The 12,571-nt window shown below is 30.2% G+C and carries 11 protein-coding genes; all 11 read right to left on the minus strand.

Translation table 11 applies throughout. The features are described 5' to 3' along the window. Positions 1 to 29 precede the first annotated feature (29 nt). Complete coding sequence (pnp, locus tag ACTTBO_RS00800) at positions 30 to 2,102, minus strand: polyribonucleotide nucleotidyltransferase (protein WP_440655757.1); 2,073 nt, start codon at positions 2,100 to 2,102, stop codon at positions 30 to 32. Positions 2,103 to 2,159: 57 nt separating this feature from the next. Further along, the gene (gene rpsO / locus ACTTBO_RS00805) at positions 2,160 to 2,408 is read right to left on the minus strand and encodes a 30S ribosomal protein S15 (RefSeq protein ID WP_075485648.1); all 249 of its coding nucleotides are present in this window, start codon (positions 2,406 to 2,408) and stop codon (positions 2,160 to 2,162) included. A 12-nt stretch (positions 2,409 to 2,420) separates the two neighbouring features. Continuing rightward, positions 2,421 to 2,789 (minus strand): 30S ribosome-binding factor RbfA, encoded by a 369-nt coding sequence (gene rbfA, locus ACTTBO_RS00810; RefSeq protein WP_440655758.1) that lies wholly within the window; start codon positions 2,787 to 2,789, stop codon positions 2,421 to 2,423. Beyond that, the gene (gene infB, locus ACTTBO_RS00815) at positions 2,789 to 5,005 is read right to left on the minus strand and encodes a translation initiation factor IF-2 (RefSeq protein ID WP_440655759.1); all 2,217 of its coding nucleotides are present in this window, start codon (positions 5,003 to 5,005) and stop codon (positions 2,789 to 2,791) included. Before infB ends, rbfA begins: the two co-directional genes overlap by 1 nt. Positions 5,006 to 5,015: 10 nt before the next feature. Continuing rightward, positions 5,016 to 6,569 (minus strand): transcription termination factor NusA, encoded by a 1,554-nt coding sequence (nusA, locus tag ACTTBO_RS00820; protein WP_440655761.1) that lies wholly within the window; start codon positions 6,567 to 6,569, stop codon positions 5,016 to 5,018. 97 nt (positions 6,570 to 6,666) lie between these two features. Beyond that, positions 6,667 to 7,836 (minus strand): methionine adenosyltransferase, encoded by a 1,170-nt coding sequence (gene metK / locus ACTTBO_RS00825; protein WP_440655763.1) that lies wholly within the window; start codon positions 7,834 to 7,836, stop codon positions 6,667 to 6,669. Next, entirely contained in the window at positions 7,829 to 9,367 is a 1,539-nt protein-coding gene (lnt, locus tag ACTTBO_RS00830) for an apolipoprotein N-acyltransferase (protein ID WP_440655764.1), read from the minus strand. The genes metK and lnt overlap by 8 nt, the downstream gene beginning before the upstream one ends. A gap of 1 nt (position 9,368) precedes the next feature. Continuing rightward, a complete protein-coding gene (gene ybeY / locus ACTTBO_RS00835; protein WP_440655765.1) occupies positions 9,369 to 9,830 on the minus strand; it encodes an rRNA maturation RNase YbeY in 462 nt (153 codons plus the stop codon). After that, positions 9,823 to 10,818 (minus strand): PhoH family protein, encoded by a 996-nt coding sequence (locus ACTTBO_RS00840; protein ID WP_440655767.1) that lies wholly within the window; start codon positions 10,816 to 10,818, stop codon positions 9,823 to 9,825. Before ACTTBO_RS00840 ends, ybeY begins: the two co-directional genes overlap by 8 nt. Before the next feature lie 3 nt (positions 10,819 to 10,821). Next, positions 10,822 to 12,147: a tRNA (N6-isopentenyl adenosine(37)-C2)-methylthiotransferase MiaB gene (gene miaB, locus ACTTBO_RS00845; RefSeq protein ID WP_440655768.1), complete on the minus strand. Its 1,326-nt coding sequence runs from the start codon at positions 12,145 to 12,147 to the stop codon at positions 10,822 to 10,824. 6 nt (positions 12,148 to 12,153) lie between these two features. Beyond that, positions 12,154 to 12,564, minus strand: a complete 411-nt coding sequence (locus ACTTBO_RS00850) for a Fur family transcriptional regulator (protein WP_440655769.1) — start codon at positions 12,562 to 12,564, stop codon at positions 12,154 to 12,156. Positions 12,565 to 12,571: the final 7 nt, after the last annotated feature.

The raw sequence follows: 12,571 nt of genomic DNA on the forward strand, positions 1-12,571 counted from the left end.
GGGTTTAAAATTTAAATTTAAGCTATTAATTATTCAGTAGCTTGTTTCATAGAAAGTTTAACTTTACCTCTATCAAAACCAATCACTTTAACTTTTACCTCATCACCTTCTTTGACAACATCTGTTACTTTAGCAACTCTTTTATCTGCAAGTTCTGAGATATGAACAAGTCCGTCTTGTTTTCCTAAGAAATTAACAAATGCACCAAATTCCATAATCTTCATTACTTTACCTGAATAAATTTTATTCAGTTCAGCTTTTGCAGTTATGTCTTTAATCATTTGCATTGCGATGTTTCTAGACTCTTCATCTGGAGCAGCGACTGTTACCACACCTTCGTCATTTACATCTACTTTCGCACCTGATTTTTCAACTATCTCTCTGATTGTTGCACCACCTTTTCCAATGACAGCAGCAATGTCTTTTTTATCAACGTTAACTTGCTCCATTTTTGGAGTATGTTTTCCAACATCAGATCTTGAAGCTGATAATGCTTTATTCATTTCTCCTAAGATATGAACTCTTCCATCTTTAGCTTGGCTTAATGCTTGCTCCATGATTTCAAATGTAATACCTGTAATTTTGATATCCATTTGAAGAGAAGTAATTCCATCTTTAGTTCCAGCAACTTTAAAGTCCATATCACCTAGATGATCTTCATCACCTAAAATATCTGATAAGACACTAAAATCATCACCTTCTTTAATTAAACCCATTGCAATACCTGCAACTGGCTCTTTAATTGGCACTCCAGCGTCCATTAAAGCTAAAGAAGTACCGCAAACAGTAGCCATTGAAGAAGAACCATTAGACTCAGTTATTTCTGAAACTACTCTAAAAGTATATGGAAATGCCTCTTTAGCTGGCAATGAAGAGTTAATTGCTCTCCAAGCTAATTTACCATGTCCAATTTCTCTTCTACCAGTTCCAATTCTTCCAGTTTCTCCAACAGAAAAAGGAGGAAAATTATAGTGAAGCATAAATCGTTCTCTCTGAAGCCCATCTAAACTTTCAATTCTTTGTTCGTCATCAGAAGTTCCTAGAGTTGCTACAACAATTGCTTGGGTTTCTCCTCTGGTAAATAATGCAGAACCATGAGCTCTAGGTAAAATACCCACTTCACACTCGATAGGTCTTACATCAGATAAACCTCTTCCATCAATTCTATTTTTATTTTTTAGAATATCAGTTCTAACAATTGATTTTTCTAGGCTTTTTAGCTGACTGTTAACATCAAGATCTGTGTAGTTTTCATCTTCCTCATAAAGTTTTTTAGCTTTATCAGTAATTTCAGAAATTTGATTTGATCTTTCTTGTTTATCTCTTGTAGCAAAAGCTTTTTTAAGATCTTCTGTAAAAGTTTCCTCAAGTTTTTTCTTAACTTCAGATAAATCTTTTTTCTCAACTGTCCACTCAGGTTTTCTACATTCTTTTGCAAGTTCCTCTATCATTTCAATTACTGGAACAAAGCCTTTGTGACCAAACTTAACTGCATTTAACATTTCTTCTTCTGTTAAACCACTTGCTTCTGATTCAACCATAAGCACAGCATCTTTCGTACCCGCTACAACTAAATCTAATCTCGATTTTTCTAGCTCTGCTTTAGATGGGTTTAGAACATATTTTCCATCAATGAATCCAACCCTTGAGGCTCCTACAGGTCCCATAAATGGCATACCTGATATAGCTAATGCTGCCGATGAAGCAGTGATTGATAAAATATCTGGTTCGTTTTCTTTGTCGTATGAAATTACAGTTGGTAATAACTGTACTTCATTTTTAAATTCATCTGGAAACAAAGGTCTGATTGGTCTATCAATTAATCTAGAGATTAATGTTTCGCTCTCAGTTGGTCTTGCTTCTCTTTTAAAATATCCGCCTGGAATTTTTCCAGCTGCATAATATTTCTCTTGGTAATTTACAGATAATGGAAAGTAATCCATATCAGGATTTACTTTTTTTGTCCCCACTACTGTTGCTAGTACGACTGTCTCTCCACATGTTGCGATTATTGCACCGTCTGCCTGTCTTGCTACTTTACCTGTTTCTAAACTTATCTTCTTTCCCGCTACTTCAATTTCCTTCTTGTATACTTTAAACATTTCATTTCCATTTCGTTTCGTTCGTTTCGTTCCATTCCGTTCTATCTATCTTGACTTCTATTTTCTTAAATTCAATTTGGACAGTACATTTTTGTAAGAATCCATTTTGTTTTTTTTTAGGTATTCCAACAATTTCTTTCTTCTATTTACCGCTCTCAACAATCCAACAGATGAATGTTTATCCTTCTTGAATTGCTTAATATGCTTAGAGAGAGTTTCAATTTTCTCTGTTAGCAAAGCGATTTGGATTTCTGAAGATCCAGTATCTTTATCGTGCATTGCTAATTCTTGTGCCTTTTTATTCATGCCTCTTTCTTCCTATTTATTTGTTTGTTTTATTAAGTTTTCTATTTTTTCCGCATACTCAAAAGACTCATCTTTTCTAAAAAGTAATTTTGGTAAAAATTTCATAACCACTTTTTGTGATAAAATTTTTCTTATTAAAAATGAGTATTCTTTCAAAACATTAATTGTTTCTTCAGCATCTTTTCCTCCCAATGGAAGAACATATGCTTTGGCAATTTTTAAATCAGGACTCATTCTAACCTCAGTAACTGTTATAGTATTTGTTTCTAAATTCGGCACCTTAGCCTCATTTCTTATAAAAATCATGCTTAAAGACTGCTTAATCATCTCTCCAACTCTAAGCTGTCTTTGTGATACTGGTTTTCCTATTCTATCACCCATTAAATCGATCTCTCTGTAGATGTAACACTAAATGCCTCTATTGTGTCGTTTTTTTGGAAATCCATATAATCTTTAACGGTAATTCCACATTCTTGACCATCACTAACCTGTTTTACTTGGTTTTTTTCTCTAAAAATTGTTGAAACTTTTCCTGTGTAAATTATTGCTCCATCTCTAATAATTCTTACATCAGAATTACTATTTATTTCACCTTCAGTAATTTTTGAACCTGCAACTTTTCCAGCACCTGAAACTTTGAATATCTCGAGAATTTGTGCTGTTCCAGTAATTGTTTCTTGAACATCAGGAGATAATAATCCAGACATTTTTTGCTTAACATAATCCAACACCTCATAAATGATATTATAGGAAGAGATTTTTATTTTTTCATTTTCAGCAAGTTTTTTAGCCTCTTTGCTCGGTTTAACATTAAAAGCTATTAGAACAGCATTTGATGCTTTGGCTAATGTAACATCAGTCTCTGTTACCATTCCAATGTCCGCTAAAATTATTTTTGGTTTCACTTCTTCATGTTTAATTTGAGCAATCGCATTTTTGATAGCCTCAGATGATCCTTGTACATCGGATTTAATAATTAAATTTAATTCCTCAGAAGACTTATCTGAAAAAGCAGAATCTTGTGTTGCAAAAGTTAAAGGGTTTTTTCCATCTTTGCTCTCTTGAGCTCTATTTTCACTCAAAGTTTTAGCTTCTTTTTCAGTGTCTAAAACAATAAAATCATCTCCAGCTTTAGCAGCACCATTTATACCCAAAACTTCTACAGGAGTTGATGGCGGAGCCTCACTAATATTTTGACCTTTATCATTAATTATTGCTCTAACTTTTCCCCATTTTAAACCACTTACAAAAAAGTCGCCCTTTTTGAGAGTACCTGTTGTTACAATAATATTTGCAACCGGTCCTCTCCCAACATCTATTTTTGACTCTAATACAATTCCTGTAGCTTTAGATTCATAATCTGTTTTAAGATCTAAAATTTCGGCTTGTAAAATTATAGACTCAACTAACTTATCTAAATTTTGTTTAGTTTTTGTAGACACCTCAACCATTAAAGTATCACCAGATAAATCTTCTGCTATTAACTCATGTTCAAGTAATTGATTTTTAATTTTCTGTGGATCAGCTTCAGGAAGATCACATTTATTTATTGCAACTACAATTGGAACATTCGCAGCTTTTGCATGTTTTATAGACTCCACTGTTTGTGGCTTTACTCCATCATCAGCTGCAACAACCAAAACTACTACATCTGTTAATTTTGATCCTCTAGCTCTCATTTCGGTAAAAGCTGCGTGACCTGGAGTGTCTATAAAAGTTAATTTATTATTTTGACTTTCAATTTGGTATGCTCCGATATGCTGAGTGATTCCACCAAACTCTCCTGAAACTACATTTGCACTTCTTAAAACATCTAAAACAGAAGTTTTACCATGATCAACATGGCCCATAACTGTAACAATAGGTGGTCTATTTTTTAAATTTTCTACTCTAGTAGCTTTTATTTTTTGAATAATTTCTTCTGCTTTTTCTTCTCTTATTGGATTATGTCCAAATTCTTTAACTAAAAATTCAGCTGTGTCAGCAGCTAAAGTTTGATTAATTGTTACAGTTACTCCCATTCCGAATAAATATTTAATTACATTGCTAGATTGCTCCGCCATTCTATTAGCTAGCTCTCTAACGGTTATTGCTTCTGGAATATTGATGTCTCTTTTTACTGGTTTTGAATTTTCTTGCGCATCTTCTTTAGAAGAGTTTTTCATTTCTTTTTGTCGAGCTCTTTTAACTGATGCTAAACTTCTTTCTCTTGCTTCTATTTCGTCACTTAATGCTCTTGAAACAGTTAATTTTAATTCTCTTTTTTTTGTTTCAGTTTTTAATGTTTTTTTATCTTTTTCATTATCTCCCTTAAGTCTTTTAGTGGCTCTTTGCTCTGCAAGTTTTCTTCTTTCAAAATCGCTTGTAATTGGGGGAGATTTTGGTGCAAAAGATGGTTTTAATGGTGCACCTCTATTAAATGAAGTAGTAGATTTTGGTTTTCCAACACCAGGTCTAAACGATCCACCTCTATTAGTGAATTTTCCGCTTTGCTTTTCAATTACTCTAGAATTTTTCCCTTGAGTTTTAGCTATCTCAATATTTCTTATAGATTTCTTTGCAGAGCCGGATATTGTTAATTTTGTTTTTTTCTCCATTGCTCATCTCTCAATCTTTATAAATTATATTTCTAGCAGACATAATTAATTCATCTGCCTCTTCTTTAGATAAAGCAAAATCCTCCAGATAACCCTGAATTTTAACTCTCTCTCCTTTAACTACATCGTAGCCACCAGTAAGTTCATCAGATGCTAGATCTGCAAAATCTTCTAATGTTAATATTTTTTGTTCACCCAATGTAACTAACATTCCTGGAGTAAGACCCTTAAGGTTGATAAGAGCATCTTGTAGACCAAGCTCTTTAATTCTCTCCGATATATCTTCTTGATCTTTTTGATGAAACTCTTTTGCTCTTTCAATTAACGCAATTGCTGTTTCTTCCTCAATTCCCTCTATTTTTGTTAAATTTTCTGGCAAGCTATCTTTAATTTCATCTATTGTTGAAAAACCTTCAGCAACTAATAACTGACCTAAAGTTTCATCTAATTCTAAGTTTTTAACAAAGTTATCTGTCTTTTCTTTAAATTCTAATTGTCTTCTCTCGGAATCTTCTGCATCAGTCATAATATTAATTTCATAATTTAACAATTTAGTTGCCAATCTTACATTTTGACCCCTTCGACCAATCGCTTTACTCAAATTTTCCTCAGTTAAAATCACATCAAGTTTTTTTCTTTCTGCATCAACATTAACTCTTTGAACTTCTGCAGGCGACAAAGCATTAGATACTAATATTGCAGCATCCTCTGACCAATTCACAATATCAATTTTTTCTCCTTGAAGTTCATTTACAACTGCCTGAACTCTGGAACCTCTCATACCAACACAAGCTCCAACAGGATCTAATGATGTATCAACTGCTTTAACACAAATCTTTGCTCTACTTCCAGGATCTCTTGAAGAAGATTTAATTTCAATTAATCCATCATAAATTTCTGGCACTTCTTGAACAAAAAGTTTCTCCATAAATTTTGGATGAGCTCTAGACAAGAAGATTTGTTGACCTCTTGGCTCTCTTCTTACGTCATAACAATAAGCTTTTACTCTATCACCAGCTTTAATATTTTCTCTAGGAATTAATTCGTTTTTTTGAATAATTGCTTCTGTTCTACCTAGATCAACTATAACACTTCCAAATTCTAATCTTTTAACAATACCACTTAAAATTGTATCTTTTTTATCAATAAAGTCATTAAATTGTCTTTCTCTCTCTGCTTCTCTAACATTAAAGCTTATTACCTGTTTTGCAGTTTGAGCAGCTATTCTACCAAAATCAAAAGATGGTAATGGCTGAAGAACTTCATCACCGATTGATTTATCTTTATTATTTTCATTAAGACTTATCGCATCTTCTAATTTTATTTCTGTATTTGCATTTTCAGGATTTTCAGAAATAACAAGTTTTCTGAACAATTCTATATCTCCATTATCTCTATTGATTGAAACTTTAATTTCATTTTCTTGACCAAACTTAGATTTAGCTGCTTTAGCTATTCCTGTTTCCATAGAAGTAATTATAAGTTCTTTATCTATCGATTTTTCCAAAGCTACTGCCTCAGCAATTCTTAATAATTCTAATTTATCTGCTCTTTTATTTAACATTTTTTATCTGCTCCAAAAAAAAATGGGCCAAAGCCCATTTTGATAATTCAACAATGTAAGGGCAATATAGTAAAGTTTTTTTTTAATTCAACTGAAACTATTTAGAAAAAACGTTGATTTTATCAGTTTTTTCCCACGAAAATGATCCATCATCTCCTGGAAGTCTTCCAAAGTGACCATAGGCTGCTGTTTTTTCATAAATAGGTCTATTAAGATTTAACATCTCTCTAATTCCTCTAGGACTGAGATCAAAATTTTCATTAATCTTTTCAACAACAAATTTGTTTTTATCTAAATCATTATCAAATAAATCAACATAAATTGATAAAGGTTTTGAAACTCCTATTGCATAAGCTAACTGTATCAAACATTTATTTGCTATTTTTGAAGCAACAACATTTTTAGCAATATATCTTGCCGCATAAGCAGCAGATCTATCTACTTTAGTAGGATCTTTACCTGAAAATGCTCCTCCTCCATGGGGTGCTGCTCCACCATAGGTATCCACAATAATTTTTCTTCCTGTTAAACCACAGTCCCCATCTGGACCACCTATTACAAAGTTACCAGTTGGGTTTACATAAAACTCTTCCTCATTAAAGTCTTTAAGAAATTTTTCTGGAATTGATTTTAACATATAAGGTCTTAATAATTCTCTCACCTGGGCCTGATTAACATCAGAAGAATGTTGAGATGATATAACAACAGATTTTACTTTAGTCGGCTTACCATCAACATATTCGAATGTAACTTGGCTTTTTGAGTCAGGTTCAATATTTTTTAATTTACCAGATTTTCTATCCTCGGCCATAAGTCTTAAAATTTTATGCGAATAATGAATTGGTGCAGGCATAAATACATCTGTTTCATTACATGCATAACCAAACATTATACCTTGGTCTCCTGCGCCCTCATCTTTATTTCCAGATGAGTCCACACCCATTGCAATGTCAGCAGATTGAGAATGCAAATGACTTTCTATTTTTGTTGCTTCTTTCCAGGTAAATCCTTCCTGATCATATCCAATATCTTTTATACAATTCCTTACTTTTTCGATTAAATCATCTGTTTTAATCTCAGGTCCTCTTACTTCACCTGCAAGCACAACTTTGTTTGTTGTCGTTAAAGTTTCACAAGCAACTCTTGAATAAGGATCTCCAGAAATATAACTATCAACAACCATATCAGAAATTCTATCTGATACTTTATCTGGATGTCCCTCTGAAACTGACTCGCTTGTAAATAAGAAATTTTTTAAATTACTCATTTTTAAATCTATTAAATGAAAATATTAAAAAAATATACAATAAAATTATTAAACCAAAAATTTTATTCCCATATTTAGAAAAGACTGTTGGTTGAATTTTTCTCATTTTCGTAAAATCAATATATCCAACTTCATTAAAGTTAATTTTTTCCTCAACGATACCGAGAGGATTTACTATCGCAGCTATTCCGTTATTAGCTGATCTAATTACATATTTTCCACTTTCGATAGCTCGAAATATACTGTGAACAAAGTGTTGCTCTGGTCCTATTGATTGACCAAACCATCCATCCTCTGAAATATTTACTATTATATCAAAGTCATGATTTTTATATAATTTTCCAGAATAAATTATCTCATAACAAATTAATGGTAAAAATTTTATGGAAAAATTATTTTGATTTAACTCTATAATTTCCCTTTTTTGACCTTTAGAGTAGGATTGATAATTGTTAGTTAATGATTCGAGACCTACATTTTTTAATAAATTTTCCATAGGTAAAAATTCGCCAAACGGTACAAGATTTATTTTATTATAATAATTTAATAAATTAAGATTATGATCATAAACAGATAAAGAATTGTAATACTTAACTTGATCATTAACTTTTGATTTGTTGTTGATGCCTAAAATGAGTAAGTGATTTTCGTTAAAACTTTCATTAAATAAATAATCATAACTTTGAATTTGATCCTGAGAAATTCCAGGCAATATACCCTCTGGCCAAATGAAAATTATTTTCTCTTTCTTATTTGGTGAACTAATATTTATAAGATCTTCTATAGTTGATAAAGGCCCCTCTCCTGAATAAAACCTATCTAAAGAAATATCAGTACCAACTAGTCTTATTTTATAATCAAGTTTTTTAACATCACTATTGTAAAAATCTTGCTTATTTGAATATCCAAATAAATAAAATAATAAAAATATTAAAGGTAAAATTAAGCAAAAAATTAAATCTTTTTTGTCGTTCCGCAAAATGAAGAGTGCAGGACTTAGAAACAAAGTTACACAAAATAAGTTTAAAGAATATGTGCCTACTAAAGATGTTATGCTTAGAATTTCTAAATGATTTGAAAAACTATATGCAATTAAGTTCCAAGGAAAACCTGATAAAATTGAACCTCTAATGAATTCTAGAAAACCAAAGATTACAGAAAATAATAAAATTGAACTCAAAGTTTTATTTGGTTTAAAGAAAATAAACAAATAACAAACAAATCCATAAAATAACGCAATAAAAGAAGGAACTAAAATTAGAGCAAATGGAATTAAAAATTTAAAATTTTCATCAAATGTTAATGAAATAGAGATCCAATATATATTTGTTAGAAAATATCCAAATCCAAATAACCAGCCATAGAAAAAAATTAATTTATGTTTATTCTCTTTTTTTTTTACTAAGAAAATAAAGAATAAGCTAAATGTTAAAAAATTAATTATTAATAGATTGAAAGGCGGTAAACTTAGGGAAGTTATCGCTCCAAGAAACAATAAATAAACTGCATCAATATATAAATTTTTTTTCAATTTACTTAATTTTTGAGATAACTGATTTATAGATTTTTTCTTCTTCTTTTAACATTTTTAAATAATCTTTATTTTTTACATGATCAAATCCTAACAAGTGTAAAAAACCATGAATAAATGTTTTAATTATTTTTTCTTTAAATTCTCTATTCGTTTGTGATTTTGGTTTATTCATAAAATTAAAACTAATAATTATATCTCCCAAATAAGTTTGCTTTGATATTTTTAAGATTTTGCTAGATGGGAAAGATAAAATATCAGTAGATTTATTTTTATTTCTAAATTTTTTATTTAAAATTTTAATTTTTTTATTATTTGAAAGAAGCAAAGATAAACTTATTTTTTTATTTAAAAATTTATATTTTTTTGGAAAGGCATCACAAATACTTTTAAAAAAAAAATCTTTTTTTTTAAGTTTTTTAGACCAAGCCTTCTCTTCTGAGAAGACATTTAAATTAATCATTTTTAGAGTAGGCTTTTACAATTTTAGAAACCAGTGGATGTCTAACTACATCTGAATGATCAAAGTCTACAACTGAAATTTCATTTAGATGCCCTAATAATTCTTTTGATCTAACTAATCCTGACATACTTTTGTTAGGAAGATCTATCTGAGTAGGATCTCCATTGACTACAATTTTTGAATTTTCACCGATCCTTGTTAAAAACATTTTTATTTGTGTATCTGTTGCATTTTGCGCTTCATCTAATATAGCAAAAGAATTTTTTAGTGTTCTACCTCTCATAAATGCCAAAGGAGCGATTTCGATATCGCCAATTTCGATCATTCTTTGTATTTTTTCAAAATCAAATAAGTCGTACAAAGAGTCATATAAAGGTCTTAAATACGGATCTACTTTTTCTTTCATATCTCCGGGTAAAAAGCCAAGTCTCTCTCCTGCTTCAACAGCAGGCCTAGATAGGATAATTCTTTCTATTTTTTTTTCTAACAACATAGTCAAACCAACTGCTACGGCTAAAAAAGTTTTTCCTGTTCCGGCTGGACCTGCTGAGATTACAATATCACTTTGTCTTAGAGCTCTGACATAGCTTTTTTGTTTTTCGGATCTAGGAATAATTGATTTTTTTGGTGTTTTAATAATGTCAGTTACATTGTTATTTTTAACCTTCTCTTTAATCATAAATTGATCAACTGATGATATAAGATCTTTATTTTCGATTGAACCGTTATTTATAAATTGATTAGTTAAAAATTGAATTGCATTTTTTATTAATTCATTTTTTTGTGGATCAGATTTTATCATTATTGAATTTCCCCTAGAATACAAACTAGAGTTAGTGATCTTTTCTAATTCTTTTAAATTTTTATTAAATTCTCCAGCAACGCCCATTAGTAATTCATTGTTGTGAAATATTACACTTAATGAATTGTTGTCTGAGTAAACAAATTTTAGAGTAGTATCGATTTTTTTTTTAATTGTATTATTCAAAGATTATGCCACCTTTTGATCTGGGTTGCTTAACAATTCTCCAAACAATGTAGATCTATTACTATTTGTAATTTTTACTTTCACAATTTTTCCAATATGTTCTCTTTTACCATTAAAAATTACTGATGTCATATATTCAGTTCTGCCAAAAGCTTTGGATTTATCTTCAGTTAAATTTTCAACCAACACATCAATGGTTCTATTTTCTAATTTTTTGTTCATTTGAGTTTGATTTTCAGATAATAAATTTTGAATAAATTCTAACCTTTTCATTGAAATTTTTTTATCAATTAAATCTAAACCTTCTGCCTTTGTCCCAGGCCTTGGACTAAAAATAAATGAGTAAGAATTTATAAAATTAACTTTTTTAATTAAATCGACTGTACTTTGGAAATCTTCTTCAGTTTCACCAGGATAACCAATAATAAAATCACTAGAAAATTCAATTGATTGATTAATTTTTTTCAATTCGTCATAAACTTTTAAATAATAATCTATTTTATGTTTTCTATTCATCAACTTTAAAATCTTATCGGATCCACTCTGAACTGGAAGATGAACTAAAGGCATTAACTTTTTAGAGACATTATATACTTCAATTAAATCATCAGTCATATCTTTTGGATGCGAAGTTGTGTATCTAATTCTTTTTATATTTTTAATCATTTCAATTTCTAAAATTAAATCAGATAGTCTTTTACTATTATCATTGTAAGCATTTACATTTTGTCCCAAAAGTATGATTTCTTTTGCTCCATTATCTGACAAATAATTTGCCTCCTCAATTATTTGATTGAATGGTCTAGAATATTCTGGTCCACGAGTATATGGAACCACACAAAAATGACAAAACTTATCACATCCTTCTTGAATAGTTAAAAAAGATGAAACCTTACCTGCCTCATTCTTTATTTTACTAAAATATTTAAATTTTGAAACAGCATCAAAATCTGTTTGTTCAATTTTTTTTCTTTTTTCAATATAATCCAGAATTGTTTGGTTAATCTTATGATAGGCTTGAGGGCCAATTACTAAATCTATATAAGGCTCACGTTTAAGCATCTCTTGATTTTCTGCTTGAGCAACACATCCTGCAATTATTACTAATGGTTTTTTTTTGGCTCTAAAGCTTTTTTTAACTCTACCTATTTCAGAATAAACTTTTTCTTTTGCTTTATCTCTAATGTGACAAGTGTTTAATAAGTAACAATCAGCCTCATCTAGATTTTCACTTTTTTGATAACCAATTTTCTTTACTGAATCAAAAATTCTATTTGAATCATATTCATTCATTTGACAACCGAATGTTTTTATAAAAATTTTTTGCATTCTAGCTTAGGGTTTTTTTTTAATCCCATAAAGTTCAAGCTTATGATCAACTAAAGTGTAACCATATTTATCTGCTACCTTTTTTTGAAGTTTTTCGATTTCTTCATCAACAAATTCTATTATTTCACCTGACTTCACATCTATTAAATGATCATGATGTCCTTCATTAAGCTCTTCATACCTTGCTTTTCCACCTTTAAACTCATGCTTTGTAAGTATTCCGGATTCTTCAAATAATTTTACTGTTCTGTAGACGGTAGCAATACTTATTTTATTATCAATCTTTGAAACTCTATTGTAAAGCTCATCAACATCAGGATGATCGGTAGACTCGGACATGACCTGAGCAATTATTTTTCTCTGATCTGTCAATTTCACACCTTTTGCTAAACATTTTTGTTCAATTGTTTCAGACATAATTTAA

The organism is Candidatus Pelagibacter sp. HIMB1509, assembly GCF_052047855.1.
In the GTDB taxonomy this organism is placed as follows: domain Bacteria; phylum Pseudomonadota; class Alphaproteobacteria; order Pelagibacterales; family Pelagibacteraceae; genus Pelagibacter.

What these genes read in the sequence shown, in the direction of transcription:
- ybeY (WP_440655765.1), bottom strand. Translation starts at nt 9,830, where the DNA reads ATGATTAATTTAAATGTCTTCTCAGAAGAGAAGGCTTGGTCTAAAAAA.
- miaB (WP_440655768.1), bottom strand. Translation starts at nt 12,147, where the DNA reads ATGCAAAAAATTTTTATAAAAACATTCGGTTGTCAAATGAATGAATAT.
- ACTTBO_RS00850 (WP_440655769.1), bottom strand. Translation starts at nt 12,564, where the DNA reads ATGTCTGAAACAATTGAACAAAAATGTTTAGCAAAAGGTGTGAAATTG.
- rbfA (WP_440655758.1), bottom strand. Translation starts at nt 2,789, where the DNA reads ATGGGTGATAGAATAGGAAAACCAGTATCACAAAGACAGCTTAGAGTT.
- infB (WP_440655759.1), bottom strand. Translation starts at nt 5,005, where the DNA reads ATGGAGAAAAAAACAAAATTAACAATATCCGGCTCTGCAAAGAAATCT.
- pnp (WP_440655757.1), bottom strand. Translation starts at nt 2,102, where the DNA reads ATGTTTAAAGTATACAAGAAGGAAATTGAAGTAGCGGGAAAGAAGATA.
- rpsO (WP_075485648.1), bottom strand. Translation starts at nt 2,408, where the DNA reads ATGAATAAAAAGGCACAAGAATTAGCAATGCACGATAAAGATACTGGA.
- nusA (WP_440655761.1), bottom strand. Translation starts at nt 6,569, where the DNA reads ATGTTAAATAAAAGAGCAGATAAATTAGAATTATTAAGAATTGCTGAG.
- metK (WP_440655763.1), bottom strand. Translation starts at nt 7,836, where the DNA reads ATGAGTAATTTAAAAAATTTCTTATTTACAAGCGAGTCAGTTTCAGAG.